This window comes from Pseudomonas sp. PDM20 (assembly GCF_014852575.3).
Classification (GTDB): domain Bacteria; phylum Pseudomonadota; class Gammaproteobacteria; order Pseudomonadales; family Pseudomonadaceae; genus Pseudomonas.
This window is the reverse complement of the sequence record NZ_CM181224.1, coordinates 2402367-2418400: the sequence shown is the minus strand read 5'-3', so window position 1 is coordinate 2418400 and position 16034 is coordinate 2402367. Positions and strand designations below refer to the sequence as shown.

The 16034-nt window shown below is 66.5% G+C and carries 15 protein-coding genes; 8 read left to right on the top strand and 7 right to left on the bottom strand.

Annotated features, from left to right (window positions below):
* Positions 1 to 17 precede the first annotated feature (17 nt).
* Together IB261_RS11320 and IB261_RS11315 are read left to right on the top strand one after the other, a co-directional pair.
* Positions 18 to 1694 (top strand): MFS transporter, encoded by a 1677-nt coding sequence (locus IB261_RS11320; RefSeq protein ID WP_192223031.1) that lies wholly within the window; start codon positions 18 to 20, stop codon positions 1692 to 1694.
* Positions 1695 to 1880: 186 nt separating this feature from the next.
* Positions 1881 to 3374: an aldehyde dehydrogenase family protein gene (locus tag IB261_RS11315; RefSeq protein WP_081516644.1), complete on the top strand. Its 1494-nt coding sequence runs from the start codon at positions 1881 to 1883 to the stop codon at positions 3372 to 3374.
* A gap of 171 nt (positions 3375 to 3545) precedes the next feature.
* Here IB261_RS11315 and IB261_RS11310 read toward each other — a convergent pair whose 3' ends face one another.
* The gene (locus IB261_RS11310) at positions 3546 to 4205 is read right to left on the bottom strand and encodes a glutathione S-transferase family protein (RefSeq protein WP_192383064.1); all 660 of its coding nucleotides are present in this window, start codon (positions 4203 to 4205) and stop codon (positions 3546 to 3548) included.
* A 359-nt stretch (positions 4206 to 4564) separates the two neighbouring features.
* On the opposite strand from IB261_RS11310, the gene gabP reads away from it, so the two are divergent.
* Together gabP and souR are read left to right on the top strand one after the other, a co-directional pair.
* On the top strand, positions 4565 to 5977 hold the full coding sequence (gene gabP / locus IB261_RS11305; protein ID WP_192223028.1) for a GABA permease: 1413 nt from the start codon (positions 4565 to 4567) through the stop codon (positions 5975 to 5977).
* 63 nt (positions 5978 to 6040) lie between these two features.
* The gene (souR, locus tag IB261_RS11300) at positions 6041 to 7045 is read left to right on the top strand and encodes a transcriptional regulator SouR (protein ID WP_151189652.1); all 1005 of its coding nucleotides are present in this window, start codon (positions 6041 to 6043) and stop codon (positions 7043 to 7045) included.
* A 424-nt stretch (positions 7046 to 7469) separates the two neighbouring features.
* Here souR and IB261_RS11295 read toward each other — a convergent pair whose 3' ends face one another.
* Together IB261_RS11295 and IB261_RS11290 are read right to left on the bottom strand one after the other, a co-directional pair.
* Positions 7470 to 9164, bottom strand: coding sequence for an amidase (locus IB261_RS11295; protein ID WP_081516639.1), 1695 nt, complete (start codon positions 9162 to 9164; stop codon positions 7470 to 7472).
* Between the two features lie 435 nt (positions 9165 to 9599).
* Positions 9600 to 9989, bottom strand: coding sequence for a hypothetical protein (locus IB261_RS11290; RefSeq protein ID WP_225601930.1), 390 nt, complete (start codon positions 9987 to 9989; stop codon positions 9600 to 9602).
* 218 nt (positions 9990 to 10207) lie between these two features.
* Between IB261_RS11290 and IB261_RS11285 the strand changes: the two genes are divergently transcribed.
* Positions 10208 to 10627: a transcriptional regulator gene (locus IB261_RS11285; RefSeq protein WP_081516638.1), complete on the top strand. Its 420-nt coding sequence runs from the start codon at positions 10208 to 10210 to the stop codon at positions 10625 to 10627.
* An 11-nt stretch (positions 10628 to 10638) separates the two neighbouring features.
* On the opposite strand, the gene IB261_RS11280 is transcribed toward IB261_RS11285, so the two are convergent.
* The gene (locus tag IB261_RS11280; RefSeq protein WP_081516637.1) at positions 10639 to 11139 is read right to left on the bottom strand and encodes a GNAT family N-acetyltransferase; all 501 of its coding nucleotides are present in this window, start codon (positions 11137 to 11139) and stop codon (positions 10639 to 10641) included.
* 56 nt (positions 11140 to 11195) lie between these two features.
* On the opposite strand from IB261_RS11280, the gene IB261_RS11275 reads away from it, so the two are divergent.
* The gene (locus IB261_RS11275; protein ID WP_192383066.1) at positions 11196 to 12152 is read left to right on the top strand and encodes a LysR family transcriptional regulator; all 957 of its coding nucleotides are present in this window, start codon (positions 11196 to 11198) and stop codon (positions 12150 to 12152) included.
* Here IB261_RS11275 and IB261_RS11270 read toward each other — a convergent pair.
* Positions 12149 to 12547, bottom strand: a complete 399-nt coding sequence (locus IB261_RS11270) for a RidA family protein (RefSeq protein WP_151186632.1) — start codon at positions 12545 to 12547, stop codon at positions 12149 to 12151. The two genes, IB261_RS11275 and IB261_RS11270, sit on opposite strands and share 4 nt — an antisense overlap.
* Before the next feature lie 162 nt (positions 12548 to 12709).
* Here IB261_RS11270 and IB261_RS11265 point away from each other — a divergent pair, with 162 nt between their 5' ends.
* Positions 12710 to 13633, top strand: a complete 924-nt coding sequence (locus tag IB261_RS11265) for a LysR family transcriptional regulator (RefSeq protein WP_192383068.1) — start codon at positions 12710 to 12712, stop codon at positions 13631 to 13633.
* Between the two features lie 11 nt (positions 13634 to 13644).
* Here IB261_RS11265 and IB261_RS11260 read toward each other — a convergent pair whose 3' ends face one another.
* Positions 13645 to 14310, bottom strand: a complete 666-nt coding sequence (locus tag IB261_RS11260) for an O-methyltransferase (RefSeq protein WP_192383070.1) — start codon at positions 14308 to 14310, stop codon at positions 13645 to 13647.
* A gap of 96 nt (positions 14311 to 14406) precedes the next feature.
* On the opposite strand from IB261_RS11260, the gene IB261_RS11255 reads away from it, so the two are divergent.
* Positions 14407 to 15036, top strand: a complete 630-nt coding sequence (locus IB261_RS11255) for a TetR/AcrR family transcriptional regulator (protein WP_192383072.1) — start codon at positions 14407 to 14409, stop codon at positions 15034 to 15036.
* Between the two features lie 4 nt (positions 15037 to 15040).
* On the opposite strand, the gene IB261_RS11250 is transcribed toward IB261_RS11255, so the two are convergent.
* Complete coding sequence (locus tag IB261_RS11250) at positions 15041 to 15733, bottom strand: B3/B4 domain-containing protein (protein WP_192383074.1); 693 nt, start codon at positions 15731 to 15733, stop codon at positions 15041 to 15043.
* Positions 15734 to 16034 lie beyond the last annotated feature (301 nt).

Here is a 16034-nt window from a genome sequence, read left to right as displayed (position 1 = left end):
ACAAGACGGAGACGAACATGGCGCAGACATACAGCCCGGCCGCGGGCAACGCTCCTCACAGCGGAATCACCAAGGAGGAGCGCAAGGTCATCTTTGCCTCCTCCCTGGGTACGGTGTTCGAGTGGTACGACTTCTACCTCTATGGCTCCCTGGCGGCGATCATCGCCAAGCACTTCTTCGCCGGGGTCAATGAAACCACCGCCTTCATCTTCGCCCTGCTGGCCTTCGCCGCCGGCTTCGCGGTGCGGCCCTTCGGCGCCATCGTGTTCGGTCGCCTGGGCGACATGATCGGGCGCAAGCACACCTTCCTCATCACCATCATCATCATGGGCATCTCCACCGCCGTGGTCGGCCTGCTGCCCGCCTACGCCACCATCGGCGTGGCCGCGCCGATCATCCTCATCACCCTTCGGCTGCTGCAGGGCCTGGCGCTGGGCGGCGAGTACGGCGGCGCGGCGACCTACGTCGCCGAGCATGCGCCCAAGGGCAAGCGCGGCTTCTTCACCTCGTGGATCCAGACCACCGCGACCCTGGGCCTGTTCCTCTCGCTGCTGGTGATCATGGCCTGCCGCACCGTGATGGGGAACGAGGCGTTCGAGGCCTGGGGCTGGCGGATTCCGTTCCTGCTGTCGATCCTGCTGCTGATCATCTCGGTGTACATCCGCCTGCAGCTCTCCGAGTCGCCGGTGTTCCTGAAGATGAAGGAGGAAGGCAAGGCGTCCAAGGCGCCGCTGACCGAATCCTTCGGCCGCTGGGAGAACCTCAAGGTGGTGATCATGTCGCTGCTCGGCGGCACCGCAGGGCAAGCCGTGGTCTGGTACACCGGGCAGTTCTACGCGCTGTTCTTCCTGCTGCAGACGCTGAAGATCGACGCGCAGACCGCCAACCTGCTGATCGCCGGCTCCCTGCTGCTGGGCACGCCATTCTTCGTGTTCTTCGGCAGCCTGTCCGACCGCATCGGCCGCAAGAAGATCATCATGGCCGGCTGCATCCTTGCCGCGCTGACCTACTTCCCGATCTTCCACGGCCTGACCCAGTTCGGTAACCCGGACGTGTTCGCCGCCCAGGAGAAGAACCCGGTCACCGTGGTGGCCGACCCGAACGCCTGCTCCTTCCAGTTCGATCCGGTGGGCAAGGCGAAATTCGTCAGCTCCTGCGACATGGCCAAGAGCCTGCTGGCCAAGCGCGCCATCCCCTACGAGAACCTCAAGGCGGAAACCGGCGCACTGGCCCAGGTGCACGTCGGCGACAAGATCATTGCCAGCTTCGAAGGGGCCGGCATGCCGGCGGCGGAGTTCAAGGTGCAGTCAGAGGTCTTCACCGCGCAGCTCGCCGCCTCGCTGAAGGAAGCCGGCTACCCGGAGAAAGCGGACCCAGCGAAGATCAACCACCTGATGATGCTGGTGCTGCTGACCATCCTGGTGATCTACGTGACCATGGTCTACGGGCCGATTGCCGCGTGGCTGGTGGAGCTGTTCCCGACGCGCATCCGCTACACCTCCATGTCGCTGCCCTACCACATCGGCAACGGCTGGTTCGGCGGCTTCCTTCCCACCGTCGCCTTCGCCATGGTGGCCGCCACCGGGGACATCTACTACGGCCTCTGGTACCCCATCGTCATCGCCGTGATGACGGCCATCCTCGGCATCTTCTTCCTGCCGGAAACCAAGGACCGGGATATCACCAACACCTGAGCCCTGCGTCTCAGCCGCTGTCGCACAATGCGACAGCGGCTTTTCTCCCGCTCACCAAAAACCACAATTAAATCCTTTTAATTCAATAAATTATAAAAACTGGCCAGCCTTGGCACAGCCGTTGCGATGCTCCGCCTCAGCGACTCCCAGACCGGGAGCACGAACAGACAACAAGAGGCCACCGCAATGCTCGCTTCCCTGCCCATCAAGCCCGAATCCCGCGCCTTCCTGCAGCGCGCTCCGAAGATGCTGATCGGTGCCGACTGGACCTCCGCCAGCGACGGCGCCCTGATGGACCTGCGCAACCCGGCTACCGGCGAAGTGCTCTGCCAGGTGCCGGCCGGCACCGCCGCCGACGTCGACCGCGCCGTGCGCGCCGCGCGCCAGGCCTTCGATGACTCGGCCTGGAGCCGCACCCGCCCGCGCGAACGGCAGAACCTGCTGTGGAAGCTCGCCGACCTGATGGAGCGCGACGCCGACCTGCTGGCCGAGCTGGAATGCCTGAACAACGGCAAGAGCGCCGCCGTCGCCCGCGTGATGGATGTGCAACTGGCCATCGACTTCCTGCGCTACATGGCCGGCTACGCCACCAAGATCGAAGGCACCACGGTCGACGTGTCCATGCCGCTGATGCCCGACGGCGAATTCCACGGCTACATCCGCCGCGAAGCCGTCGGCGTGGTGGGCGCCATCGTCGCCTGGAACTTCCCCCTGCTGCTGGCCTGCTGGAAGCTCGGCCCGGCGCTGGCCACCGGTTGCAGCGTGGTGCTCAAGCCCGCCGACGAAACCCCGCTGTCCGCGCTGAAACTTGCCGAGCTTGTCCTGGAAGCGGGCTACCCGGCGGGTGTGTTCAACGTCGTCACCGGCGCCGGCATCACCGCGGGCGCCGCCCTCTCCCACCACCCGCTGGTGGACAAGCTGACCTTCACCGGCTCGACCCCGGTCGGCAAGGAAATCGGCAAGGCGGCCATGGACAACATGACCCGCGTGACCCTGGAGCTGGGCGGCAAGTCGCCGACCATCGTCATGGCCGACGCCGACCTCGCCACCGCCGCCGCTGGCGCTGCCCAGGCGATCTTCTTCAACCAGGGCCAGGTCTGCTGCGCCGGTTCGCGCCTGTATGTGCAGCGCAAGCACTTCGACAACGTGATCGCCGACATCTCCGGCATCGCCAACGGCATGAAGCTGGGCAACGGCCTGGACCCGAGCATCGACATGGGCCCGCTGATCTCCGCCAAGCAGCAGAAGCGCGTGTTCGACTACATCGAACTGGGCCGAGGCAAAGGCGCCACCATCGCCTGCGGCGGCGAGCAGTTCGGCCCCGGCTACTTCGTCAAACCCACGGTGATCGTCGACGTCGACCAGAAGAACCCGCTGGTGCAGGAGGAGATCTTCGGTCCGGTGCTGGTCGCCATGCCCTTCGACGACATCGAGGACGCCCTGCGCCTGGCCAACGACAGCCCCTACGGCCTGGGCGCGAGCATCTGGTCCAACGACCTGGCGGCGGTGCACCGCATGGTGCCGCGCATCAAGTCCGGCTCGGTGTGGGTCAACTGCCACAGCGCGCTGGACCCGGCGCTGCCCTTCGGCGGCTTCAAGATGTCCGGCGTCGGCCGCGAGATGGGCGCCGCGGCCATCGAGCACTACACCGAGCTGAAATCGGTGCTGATCCGTCTGTAAGTGATGTAGCTGACCTGTAGGAGCGGGCCATGCGCGCGATCGCGGGCATGGCCCGCTCCTACAGGTTCATGCCGGTATCGAGCCAACGTGTCTACCTCGCCCGCGCGGTCCCCCTGCGCGGGTCTTGCATCCCCCGGTCGCGGCAGCGCACGGGGGATTTTTTTGCCCGGTTCAATCCCGATCCGGCGCCCCCAGCGGGAACAGCGGCCGGTGCGGCCGCGCCTCCTCCACGGCGCGGGCGAAGGATGGGCGCGCCAGCAAGCGCGAGCGGTAGGCGCGCAGCGTCGGATACTGCTCGCCGATGGGATGGGTCCAGTCCGCATAGAACAGCGACGGAGCGGCCGCGCAGTCGGCGAGGCTGAAGCTGTCCCCCGCCGCCCAGGTACGCCCGGCGAGTTCCTCCTCCAGCCAGGCGTAGGCCAGCTCCAGTTTGCTCACCGCATGGGCCAGGCCTTCCGCGCGCTTGCCCGCTTCGCCGCTCATGGCGCCCAGAACGGCGTGCTGCACCGGGGTCATCACATGCCAGTCGAAGAAGCGGTCGAGGAAGCGCACGTCCAGCGCCTTCAGCGGGTCGTCCGGCAGCAGGCGCACCGGGCCGGGATGCTTGAGGTGCAGGTACTCGATGACGATGCTGGTCTCGGCGACGCTGTGCTCACCGTCCAGCAGCACCGGGAACTTCGCCAGCGGCCACAGGCGCAGCCAGTGTGCGCCGTTCTCCGGCTGATCCGGGCCGAGGCCGCGGAACTCGAAGGGCGTGGCGTTCTCGTAGAGGGCGATCAGGACCTTCTGTGTGTAGGAGGAAAAGGGATGGCCGAACAGGACGAGGGACATGGCAGGTCACCTAGGCAGACGAAAGTACTCAGCCTAGACCCGAATGCCGGCGGGCGAAGCGGGCATGACCGCCGATCCGATCAGGCCGCCGTGCAAAGCCGTCCACTACGCATGGAACCTCCGTCCCAGAGCGGCCTATCGCCACTACGCCAGCCGCCGCCCATGTCGTTTTTGGTCATGCCCACGGCGATTTCGAGCAACTCGCCACCCATCCGGTGCCTTAGCTTGAGCCCCGCGTGAAGCGCATAGCCGCCACGCGGATTCCCCGGCCTCTACCAGCGCTCCAGCGGTTGCGGGGAAGCCGCACCCGGCCACGCGTCGCCGCGCCCTACATAACAATTTCAATAAAAGGCCGACAGATGAGTGCTCCCAGTGCAAAAGGCGCCAATGGCGATCTGGTGCAGGGCTTCAAGCCCCGCCACGTAACCATGCTCTCCATCGCGGGAATCATCGGCGCAGGCTTGTTCGTCGGCTCCGGCCATGCGATTGCCGCCGCCGGCCCCGCCGCCATCGTCGCCTACGCCCTCTCCGGGCTGCTGGTGGTGCTGGTGATGCGCATGCTCGGCGAGATGGCCGTGGCCAGCCCCGACACCGGCTCCTTCTCCGCCTATGCCGACCAGGCCATCGGCCGCTGGGCCGGCTTCACCATCGGCTGGCTGTACTGGTGGTTCTGGGTGCTGGTCATTCCCATCGAGGCCATCGCCGCCGGGGTCATCCTCAACAACTGGTTCCCGCAGGTCGAGACATGGGTATTCGCCCTGTCGATGACGCTGCTGCTCACCGTCACCAACCTGTTCAGCGTCGCCAAGTACGGCGAGTTCGAATTCTGGTTCGCCATGCTCAAGGTGGTCGCCATCGTCGCCTTCATCGGCCTTGGCGCGGCCGCGCTGTTCGGCCTGCTGCCGGGGCGCGAGGTGAGCGGCCTGAACAAGCTGATGGGCGAGCACGGCGGCTTCATGCCCAACGGCTGGACGGCCATCTTCAGCGCACTGATCACCACCCTGTTCAGCTTCATCGGCACCGAGGCGGTGACCATCGCCGCCGCCGAATCCAGCGACCCCAGCCGCAACATCGCCAAGGCCACGCGCTCGGTGATCTGGCGCATCAGCGTGTTCTACCTGCTGTCGATCCTGGTGATCATCTCGGTGGTGCCGTGGAACGACCCGCGCCTGGTGGAGATCGGCTCCTACCAGCGCACCCTGGAACTGCTGAACATCCCCAACGCGCAACTGCTGATGGACCTGGTGGTGCTGGTCGCCGTGGCCAGCTGCCTGAACTCCTCGGTGTACATCGCCTCGCGGATGATCTATTCCCTGAGCCGGCGCCACGATGCGCCGGCTTTCATCCAGCGCACCTCCGCCGCCGGCGTGCCGCGCGCGGCGGTGATCGCCAGCACGCTGATCGGCATGTTCACCACCCTGCTCAATTTCTTCGCACCGGGGCGGCTGTTCGAGTTCCTGCTGGCCAGCTCCGGCTCCATCGCCCTGCTCGTCTACCTCGCCATCGCCGTGTCGCAGCTGCGCATGCGCGGCATCCTGCGCCGGCGCAACCACGAGCTGGTGTTCCGCATGTGGCTGTTCCCCTGGCTGACCTGGCTGGTGATCGGGATCATCAGCTTCATCCTCGCGGTGATGTTCATCATGCCGACGCACCGCATCGAAGTGAGTTCGACCCTGGCGCTGACGGTAATCATCATCCTGCTCAGCCAGACCAGCCGGCGCACTTCGCCCTCAGGCCAATCCGCCCTCGGCCGCCGCGCCGTGCGCGGTTGAGCCGGTCACCAACCCACGCAGACGAGGTGCCGATTGGTCGAACGCCGCCAGTTCAGTGGGGCCATGCAGGGCCGCAACCTGCGCTACCTCGACGGTGATTCCAGGGAGCCCGGCCGCCTCGCGCGGGTGGGCTTCCTGCTGCTCGAACACTTCTCCCTGCCCGCCTTCACCCAGGCGCTGGACACACTGGTCACCGCCAACCTGATCCGCACGCAGACGTTCGCTACCGAGACCTTCAGCCTCGACGGAGAGTCGGTCACCAGCGACCTCGGTCTGGTGATCTGCCCCGGCGCCATGCTGACCTCGACGCAGCTCGCCGAGCTGGACCTGCTGGTGGTCTGCGGTGGGTTGCGCACTCCGCTGCGCGCCATCCCGGAGCTGACCCGCCTGCTCCAGGCCGCCGCCGACAAGGGCATCGCCCTGGCCGGCCTGTGGAACGGCGCCTGGTTCCTCGGCCAGGCCGGCCTGCTCGACGGCTACCGGTGCGCCGTCCACCCGGAGAACCGCGCGGCGCTGGCGGAAATCGCCCGGCACAGCGAAGTCACCAGCGAGAGCTACCAGGCCGACCGCGACCGCCTCACCGCCGCCAGCCCCACGGGCGCCTTCAACCTGGTACTGGAGTGGATCAACGCCCGCCACGGCCGCGAACTGGTGGACGCCATCGTCGACATCCTCGCCTTCGAGGAATCACGCTTCCGCCGCACCCGCCCGGCGCTGCACGAGAAGCTCAGCGAGCCGCTGCGCGAGGCGATCAACCTGATGAGCGCGAATATCGAAGAGCCGCTGAACCAGGACCAGTTGTCGAGCTACGTCGGGCGTTCCAAGCGGCAGATCGAGCGACTGTTCCAGGAGCAACTGGGGACCACGCCGGTGCGCTATTACCTGGAACTGCGCATCACCGAAAGCCGCCGCCTGCTGCAGCATTCAAGCCTGCCGATGTACGAGGTCGGCCTGGCCTGCGGCTTCGTCTCGCCCAGCCATTTCAGCAAGTGCTACACGTCGTTCTATGGCTACTCGCCGTCGAAGGAAGCACGCTTTGGTTGCGTGAAGGCACAGCGAACCTTGTAGGTGCGGGAGATTGGGTGCTGTGCGGTTCGCGAGCAAGCTTGCTCCTACAAATAGCCCTCACGCCCACCCCTGACGTTGGCTCGGTTCGTAGGGCGCATAGCGCGCCAGCGTTATCCGCCGCAATGACATCGGCGGATAACCCGTTCCGGGTTATGCGCCCTACATGTCTGAGTGCACACCAAAGCGGTGCAGGAACACCCAAGCCAAAGCAGCAAAACCTGCACCAGAGGAGCTGAGACAGGCGCCGGCTCTGCCGACGGATCGCGGGCATGGCCCGCTCCTACAGGGGAGTGCCAGTGCCACCGGTGAATACCAGGCTGGTTCACGAGCTACCCATGCATCGGACCATCGACAACGAGGCCCCCACACTTTGCGACCATAAAAAAACCGCGCCCAGGGGCGCGGTTTTTCGTCATGCAACCGGTCAGGCCAGCGGCGGCGTGCTCGGCGGCACCAGGCGCTTGGAGCCGGTGGCTTCGAAGGCCGCTGCGAAGCGCAGCAGCGCGGAGTCGTCATAGGCGCGACCGGCGAAGGTCAGGCCCACCGGCATGCCGATGTCGGCCATCACGCCCATCGGCACGGTGACGGTCGGCACGCCCAGGTGACGGATCGCCAGGTTGCCGTTGGCGACCCAGATACCGTTACTCCAGGCGATGTCGGCCGACTCCGGATTGACGTCGGCGTCCGCCGGGCCGACGTCGGCCACGGTGGGGAACAGCACGGCGTCGAGCTTCAGGCCGTCCATCCAGTCTTCCAGGTCGAGCTTGCGGGTCTTCTCCAGGCCGCGCAGGCCGTCGGGCAGGGACTCGATCTGGTCCCAGGTCTTCAGGCCGCGCTTGGCCATGTTGACGTACTCGTCCATGCCGGCGACCAGGTCGTCCTCACGGTTCGGCAGGGTGCCCGGGTCGTGCGGAAATATCTGCGGGCCATCGACGTCGGCCAGCTTGTTCAGCTTGGGGTCGCCGTTGGCGCGGAGGAAATCGTCAAAGCCCCAGCCGGACAGCTCCCACAGCTCGTCATGCATGAACTGCTCGGTGACGAAACCACGGTTGAACACGGTCGGCGCGCCCGGGCGGTCGCCCTCGCAGTTGGAAACCAGCGGGAAGTCCACTTCGACGACTTCGGCGCCAGCGGCTTCCAGGGCCTTGCGGGCCTGTTCCCAGAGGTCGATGACCGAGGCGCGGGTGTTGATGCGCTGGCCGGTCGGGCCGCCGATGCCGGGCTTCTCGCTGGTGCCGGCGAGTTCGTCCTTGTTGATGAACATGCGCGGCACGCCCAGGCGCTTGCCCTTGAGGGCTTCGGGGCCTGCTGCGAGGTCCAGGTAGGACGCCGGGCGCACGTCGGCAACGGCGGGAATCGGCACCCACGGCTGCAGGCGCCAGAGGTCGCCACGCTTGTCGGCGTCTTCGGCAACGACCACGTCGAGCACTTCCAGCAGGTCGGCCATGGTGCGTGCATAGGGCACCACCACGTCCATGGTCGGGGTCAGCGGCCAGTTGCCGCGCACCGAGATCACGCCACGGGACGGGGTGTAGGCGCACAGGCCGTTGTTCGAGGCCGGGCCACGACCGCTGGACCAGGTTTCCTCCGCCAGGCCGAAGGCCGAGAAGCTCGCGGCGGTCGCGGTGCCGGCACCGTTGGAGGAGCCGGAGGCGAAGGGCGCGGTGAGGAACTTGCGGTTGTACGGGCTTTCCGCACGGCCGTAGACGCCGCGCTGCATGCCACCGTTGGCCATGGGCGGCATGTTGGTCTTGCCCAGGCAGATGGCGCCGCCAGCGCGCAGGCGCTCGACGGTGAAGGCGTCGCGGTAGGCGACCAGGTCCTTGAAGGCCGGGCTACCGGAGGCGGCGGTCAGGCCCTTGACCAGGTAGCTGTCCTTGGCGGTATAGGGGATGCCATCCAGCGGGCCGAGGGTCTCGCCACGGGCGCGACGGGCGTCGGAGGCTTCGGCTTCCTTCAGGGCCTGCGTGTTGCGCACGACCACGGCATTGAGCTTGCCCGGGCCATCGTAGGCATCGATGCGCGCGAGGTAGGCCTTGACCAGTTCGACCGCGGTGGTGCGGCCCGACTCCAGGGCTTCACGCAGCTGCGCAATGGAAACTTCGGTTACCTCGATCATGCTGTCACCGTCGGCTGAAGGGTGGTGGGAAGGGGCAGGTCTGCGTCGCGACGGACCCAGACGGCGCAAGTCGGAAAATGCGTGTTCATCTCGATTCTCTTGTACTTCTGTTACGCGACGGGAGTGAGTGTACCGTCGGCCGGCGGCAGCGTTCAGCGCCCGGCGGACAAACCGGATGCGCATCGACAGGCTGTGAAGGGCGAATACAGCCGCCAGGGCGCACACACTGGCATGACCGATCAGAATACACAACAGTCGTAAATTAAAAAAAACGCCCGCCGAGTGGGGGGACTCGCCGGGCGATAGTCGGGCGCTGGGGGGAGCGCCCCTGGAGAGTGAATCAGCGGCAGCCCGAAGGCAGACGCTGACGCAGGCTATTCGCCGCCTGCCGGCGCTGAGCGGGCCGCTGGGGGGAGCGGCCCGCTCGAAGACGGTTCAACTGTGCTGTGCGCACTGGTAGGCGGCATCCAGCAGCTCGCCCTTGTCCTGCCAGGCGCTGCGCTGGTAGGCGCTGAAGTGGTTGCCACCGGCAATCGGGGTCACCTGGACGATGCCACTGGCCTGCCGCGGATCGGCGCTGCCGGTGAGCAGCTGGCGGGTGGCGCCGCTGTCACTGACGAAGGTGGCGGTGCCGGGGGTGAGCCGGCCGTCGACGCAGCTCAGGTAGGTGCTGCTGTCCTGGGCGGTGGTACCGCCGAGGCTGTCCCAGCTCAGCCGGGTTTCCGAGGTCGCCGCGCAGCCGGTCAGACTGGCCACGGCCAGCAGCAACGGACCAAGGGCGATGCGGGCGGCCAGGCGATTGGGTGTGGGGCGCTGTGTGTTCATCGTTTCTGTCCCTTGCTCGGTTCGACAAGCTCTTGGGACAGATAGTCAGCTGCGCCCGGCCGGCGCACCACTCGATTGCATCGATAGTGAAGCTCGACGTCGTCGATGGTTGCGCCGCACCGCGTTGGCGCACCGCCGCGCAGGAAGTTCGAACCCTCCCCGCCCGGCCGGGTCGCAACTCAGGAAGGCCCTGCATTGATGACCCCGGAGGACACGCCATGAGCTACGACTGGGACCTGATCGAACGCCTGCTGCTGCGCGCCCAGGAATGCGCCGACCAACCCTACAAGGCCCGCGAGTGCGGCGAGGAAGTGGCCGAGCAGCACCGGCTGCAGGGCGAGCCGGTGGACGGCAGCGTCGATCACCTGAAGAAGGTCGCCGGCGACCTGGAGGGCGACCTGCTCGCCAACGGCTATATCCAGGAACGCCCCCGCGAGCACGGTGGCACCGGCAACAACTTCGAGCTGACCGAGCGCGGCACCGAGCTGCTGACACTGATCAGCCGCAGCTTCCCGGACCACCTGGTGTTCCGCCAACTGCTCGACGAACAGGGCGAAGCCGCGCTGCTGCCGGAAACCTTCGACCTGCTGGCCGAACGCGCCACCCGCGACCGGGTGAACGACCGGCCGGAGCGCTGACGCTTCAGCGATCAGGCGGCAGGCAGCTCCATCACCATCTCGTGCCACGCCATGCCGCCGTGGTCGGACGCCGACGGCTTCACGTAGCGATAGCCGAAGCGCTCGTAGAGCGGCACGTGACGGTCCTTGCACATCAGGTGGATGCTGCGCTTGCCCAGGCCGGTCATGCGTTCGATGAAGGTACGCATCAGCAATGTGGCGTAGCTCCTGCCCTGCTGCGCCGGGTCGATCACCACCGACATGATCACCACGTTGGGCGCCGCCGCGTCGTGGCCGATGAGTTCCTTGAACTCCTCGTCGGACATCACCACCTCGAAAGCGCAGCCGCTGTTGATGAAGCCAATGATCTCGCCGTCCAGCTCCATGATCAGGAAGCCTTCGGGATACTGTGCGATGCGCGTGGCGATCTTCTCGCGGGTCGCGGCCTCGTCGCCTTCGTAGGCGGATATCTCGATCTCGAAGCAGCGGTCGGTATCGGCGGCTGTGGCGGTGCGGAAAGTCGGTTGGCTCATGGTGATGTTCCGGTGGATCAGGTGGATCGGAGACAACAGGATAATGAAAGCGCAGAATGCACGTACTGCATTTTCTTCACCGGATACTGAACACCGTGCACGCCAACCTGCGCCGCCTCGACCTCAATCTGCTGCTGGTGTTCGACGCTCTGTTCCGCCACCGTAGCGTGGTGACCGCCGCCGACGAGCTGGCCATGAGTCCCTCCGCCTGCAGCCACGCGCTGGGCCGCCTGCGCGACACCCTGGGCGACGAGCTGTTCGTCCGCGCCGGTAGCGCCATGCAGCCCACCGCCCAGGCCGAGCTGATGGCCGAAGGCATCGGCGAGGCCCTGGCGCTGCTTGCCGAAAGGCTGTCCAGCGCCGCGCCTTTCGACCCGGCAAGCACCACCCAGACCTTCGTCTTCGCCGCCACCGACTACACCAGCTTCACCCTGCTGCCGGGACTTGTTTCGCGGATCGAGAAACTCGCCCCGCACCTGCGCATCAAGGTGGTCTACGCGACGCAGCAGGACTCGCTGGACGACCTACGCGAAGGCCGTGTGCACTTCGCCCTGGGCGTTACCCACGAGCGCAGCGAAGGCGATGCCCTGGAGGCCATCGAGTGCTTCAGCGACGACTACGTGATAGTCGCGCGCAAAGGGCACTCGCGGATCAGCGGCGGGCTTTCACTGCAGCAATACCTCGCCGAGCGACACGTGGTGGTGCTGCCCTGGAGCGACGCCGTCGGCGTGATCGACGCTGCCCTGGCGCGTCAGGGCATTCAGCGCGACGTGGCGGTGCAACTGCCCAGCCTGCTGGCCGCACCGAGCCTGATCGCCGTCTCCGACTACCTGCTCACCCTGCCCCGCCGCGTGGCGCAACAGCTCAATGCCGACGGTGCGCTGGTGTTGTACCCGGCGCCCCTCGAGCTGCCGCGCTACAGCCTGCGCATCCTCTACCACCCGCGCCACGCGAGCCGCCCGGCGCACCGCTGGCTGCGCGAGCAGATGCTGCGGGCGCTGGGCGACACCTAGCGGCCTTCCGGCAGCCTGGCGATCACCTTGATCTCGAAATCGAAGCCATACAGCCAGGTCACTCCCACCGCCGTCGCCGTCGGATAGGGCGCCATGCCCCAGTAGTCGGCAGCGACCTGCCAGGCACGCTCGAAATTCATCTGCGGATCGACCATGAATACCGTCACGTCGATCACGTCCTCGAAGCTGCAGCCGGCGGCGGCGAGTATCGCGTTGAGGTTGTCGAAGGCCCGGCGCACCTGGGCTTCCAGCTCCGGTTCGGGCGAACCGTCCTCGCGGCTGCCGACCTGGCCGGAGACGAACAGCAGGCCGTTGCTGCGGATCGCCGGGGAATAGCGGTTGCGTTCATAGAGGGCCTGGCGGCCAGCGGGGAAAACCACGTCGCGAGTAGTCATGGACTTGCTCCATCAGAGGGGGCCACAGCCCCGGTTTCAACGATGGAGTCAGGTTAGGGCGCAGCGCACCGGCGATAATCGGGCAATACGGGTCAGCATTGTTTGTAGAATCCAAACAATCAGCCCGGGGACAGCCCCTTTCACCAGCCAGCCGGAGCCACCATGGACCGTTTCGATGCGATGCAAGCCTTCGCCCGCGTGGTGGAAACCGGCAGCTTCACCAAAGCCGCCGACACCCTGCACATGAGCCGCACCAGCGTGACCCAGCTGATCCAGCAACTGGAGGCGCGGCTGCGTGTGCGCCTGCTCAACCGCACCACGCGCAAGCTCAACCTCACCGCCGATGGCTCTGCGTACTACGAGCGCGTGGTACGCCTGCTGGCGGACATGGACGATGCCGAGACCAGCCTCTCCAGCGCTGCCGCCCTGCCGCGCGGGCGCCTGCGGGTGGACGTCCCCAGCCCGCTGGCGCGCCTGCTGCTGATCCCCGCGCTGCCCGACTTCCACGAGCGCTATCCGGACATCCAGATCGACCTGGGCGTCAGCGACCGAATGGTCGACCTGATCGACGAGAACGTCGACTGCGTGGTGCGCGGCGGCGAGCTCACCGACCTGTCGCTGATGGCGCGCAAGATTGGCGAGCTGCAACTGGGGGTTTTCGCAGCTCCCGCCTACCTGCAACGCGCCGGTGTGCCGCAGCACCCGAGCGAGCTGGAAAACAGCCAGCAACGCATCGTCGGCTACCTCTGGGCGCGCACCGGCAAGCCACTTTCCTATGCCCTGCAGAAGGACGGTGAGAGCGTTCAGGTCCACGGTCGCCCGGTACTCACGGTGGACGATGGCAACGCCTACCTGGCCGCCGGAATTGCCGGCATGGGCGTGCTCTGGTTGCCGCGTTACATGGCGCTGGATGCCCTGGCGCGCGGCGAGCTGGTGGAACTGTTCGGCGACTGGAGCATGGAGAGCATGCCGCTGTACCTGGCTTTCCCGCCCAATCGCCACGTCAGCGCCAAGCTGCGGGTGTTCATCGACTGGGTCGCCGAGCTGATGGCGCGGCATGCACCGGTGGCCCACCCGCCGCTCTAGCCAGCGCAGCTTCAGCCCAGGCGCATGGACAGCTCCACATCGTCCGCGAAGGGAATCGACAGGTAGCGCCCGCCCGGCAGGCGAACTTCGGCCAGGTACTCGGGGCAGTAGTCGGCGTTGTCGGCGATGACCATCGCGCCGGGGCGAAGACGGCTTTCCACCAGGGCGAGGATCTCCGGATAGAGCGACTTGGCGCCGTCGAGCAGCAGCAGGTCGATGCTCTCCGGCAGGTCGCGGGCCAGGGTCTGCAGCGCGTCGCCCTGGCGAATCTCCACCAGGTCGGCGACGCCGCCGGCCTCCAGGTTGGCCTGAGCCCGCGCCACTTTCGACGGCTCGAACTCGCTGGTGATCAGCCAGCCACCGCCGTTGTCGCGCAGGGCTGCGGCCAGGTGCAGGGTGGAGATGCCGAACGAGGTGCCGAACTCGACAATGTTTTTCGCGCCGATGCCGCGCGCCAGCATGTACAGCAGCGCACCGGTTTCCCGCGAGACGGGCAGCGGCTGGTCCTTGAGCTGGCCGTAAAGCTCGCGGTACTGCGTCTTGCTCTGCATCAGGCGGGTCAGCACGGCCTGGTCGAGGTTGGCGAAAGCTGGGCTGGACTGCGGAGAAGCCGCGTCGGCCTCCTCGAACAGGTGTTGCAGCAGGGGCGCCACGGGGGCGGAAGTGAGGGTTGTCATGGTGGGTTTCCCGTGTGGAATTTGAGTGCGAAAAAGCGCCCGACTAGAATGCGATCTTTTCGTCAGGTTTTACTATTCGCATTGCCGGAGCCAGCCATGAGCGAACGCCGCAGCCCGCGTATTTCCACGCGCAAGGAGCCGAAACAGGCCCGTTCCAACGACCTCGTGACGGCCGTTCTCGACGCTGCTGTTCAGGTTCTGGAGAAGGAAGGCGCCCAGCGTTTCACCACCGCGCGGGTCGCCGAGCGCGCCGGGGTCAGCGTCGGTTCGCTGTACCAGTACTTCCCGAACAAGGCCGCGATTCTGTTCCGCCTGCAGAGCGACGAATGGCGGCAGACCACCGAGATGCTGCGCGGCCTGTTGGTCGATGAAAGCCAGCCGCCGCTGCAACGCTTGCGCAACCTGGTGCACGCCTTCATCCGCTCAGAGTGCGAGGAAGCGCGCATGCGTATCGCCCTGAGCGATGCCGCCCCGCTCTACCGCGACGCCCCCGAGGCCAGGGAAGCCAAGGCTGCCAGCGAAGGCATCTTCCAGGCGTTCATCGCCGAGGTCCTGCCGCAAGCCAGCGACACGCAGCGCACGCTGGCCCGCGAACTGATCACCACGACGCTGAGTTCGGTGGGCAAGCAGTTCTCGGAAAGCCCGCGCAGTGCGGAGGAAATCCAGGCTTTCAGCGAGGCCATGGCGGACATGTTCTGCGCATACCTGGAAAGCCTGGTGAAGTGACGGCTCACGCCCTGCAATGCACCAGCAGCACCTCGGCCCGAGCCCCCGGCATCATCGCCAGCAATCCGGCGACAAGCTGGTCGCCCGCTTCGCGCAGGGCCTCCAGCGGCATCTCCGGCAGGCTTTCGAGGATGAACCACATACGCTGCGCCTCGGCGTCCAGGCGAGTGCGCACGCCCTGGCGCCAGTTCCAGCGGCGGCAGGTGACACCCATCTCGTCGCGCCAGATGACTTCGCCGGCGCCGGGGGATTCATGGGCCGGCGCGCCGTCCTTCAGGGTGTCGAAGGTCTCGCTGCCCTCGGCGATTACCAGGCGCGGAGTACCGGCGTAGGCGGCGAGGTTTTCCCCGCCGACTGGAATGGCGAATTGCACGCTGATGGCGTTGTACAGGTCCACTACCGGGTCGATGCTGGGCAGGCTGCCGTCGCGCAGCGCGCGCTTGCGCAGCGCCTCCGCCGAACAGGGCGTGCGCTGGGGCTTGGCGCCGAAACGGCGGAACACCTCGGCCCAGGCCGCCAGGTGCGCGTCGCCCCAGGCCGGCTCGCCCGCCGCCAGTGCCGCGCAGGCTCGCTGCAGCGCCAGCTCCGCCACCTCCGGATGGAGGATCGGTGCGGCGTCCACGGTGATGCTCAGGGCACGAAAGCCAGGAGCGAGGGTTGCGATGGCAGGGTCGATTTGCGGCGTGACGGCTTGCATGGCGGAATCCTTGAGGTGCAGCGGCAACGAGGTGGAACGGTCTGGCGCAGGGCCTGCCTCAGCGGCGGACGAAGTTGCGTTTGTTGTAGTCGCCCCAGGCGACGGAGAGGGTTTTCAGCACACACAGCAAAGCGGTCCATCTGGACGTCATTGGAATAACTCCGGAATCAGTGGGAATGGGCACGAACAGCGCGCCCGACCCGCACAGTTCTACCGGCATGGCGACATCGCTGCCATGAAATCCCCGAATGAATAATTAGCTCTGCTTATGAAGCGCCGCGAAAATCACTTCCGCTAATCG

What these genes read in the sequence shown, in the direction of transcription:
- IB261_RS11265 (WP_192383068.1), top strand. Translation starts at nt 12,710, where the DNA reads ATGGACCGTTTCGATGCGATGCAAGCCTTCGCCCGCGTGGTGGAAACC.
- IB261_RS11255 (WP_192383072.1), top strand. Translation starts at nt 14,407, where the DNA reads ATGAGCGAACGCCGCAGCCCGCGTATTTCCACGCGCAAGGAGCCGAAA.
- IB261_RS11310 (WP_192383064.1), bottom strand. Translation starts at nt 4,205, where the DNA reads ATGTCCCTCGTCCTGTTCGGCCATCCCTTTTCCTCCTACACACAGAAG.
- IB261_RS11290 (WP_225601930.1), bottom strand. Translation starts at nt 9,989, where the DNA reads ATGAACACACAGCGCCCCACACCCAATCGCCTGGCCGCCCGCATCGCC.
- IB261_RS11295 (WP_081516639.1), bottom strand. Translation starts at nt 9,164, where the DNA reads ATGATCGAGGTAACCGAAGTTTCCATTGCGCAGCTGCGTGAAGCCCTG.
- IB261_RS11320 (WP_192223031.1), top strand. Translation starts at nt 18, where the DNA reads ATGGCGCAGACATACAGCCCGGCCGCGGGCAACGCTCCTCACAGCGGA.
- IB261_RS11275 (WP_192383066.1), top strand. Translation starts at nt 11,196, where the DNA reads ATGCACGTACTGCATTTTCTTCACCGGATACTGAACACCGTGCACGCC.
- IB261_RS11250 (WP_192383074.1), bottom strand. Translation starts at nt 15,733, where the DNA reads ATGCAAGCCGTCACGCCGCAAATCGACCCTGCCATCGCAACCCTCGCT.
- IB261_RS11280 (WP_081516637.1), bottom strand. Translation starts at nt 11,139, where the DNA reads ATGAGCCAACCGACTTTCCGCACCGCCACAGCCGCCGATACCGACCGC.
- IB261_RS11285 (WP_081516638.1), top strand. Translation starts at nt 10,208, where the DNA reads ATGAGCTACGACTGGGACCTGATCGAACGCCTGCTGCTGCGCGCCCAG.
- IB261_RS11260 (WP_192383070.1), bottom strand. Translation starts at nt 14,310, where the DNA reads ATGACAACCCTCACTTCCGCCCCCGTGGCGCCCCTGCTGCAACACCTG.
- IB261_RS11270 (WP_151186632.1), bottom strand. Translation starts at nt 12,547, where the DNA reads ATGACTACTCGCGACGTGGTTTTCCCCGCTGGCCGCCAGGCCCTCTAT.
- IB261_RS11315 (WP_081516644.1), top strand. Translation starts at nt 1,881, where the DNA reads ATGCTCGCTTCCCTGCCCATCAAGCCCGAATCCCGCGCCTTCCTGCAG.
- souR (WP_151189652.1), top strand. Translation starts at nt 6,041, where the DNA reads ATGCAGGGCCGCAACCTGCGCTACCTCGACGGTGATTCCAGGGAGCCC.
- gabP (WP_192223028.1), top strand. Translation starts at nt 4,565, where the DNA reads ATGAGTGCTCCCAGTGCAAAAGGCGCCAATGGCGATCTGGTGCAGGGC.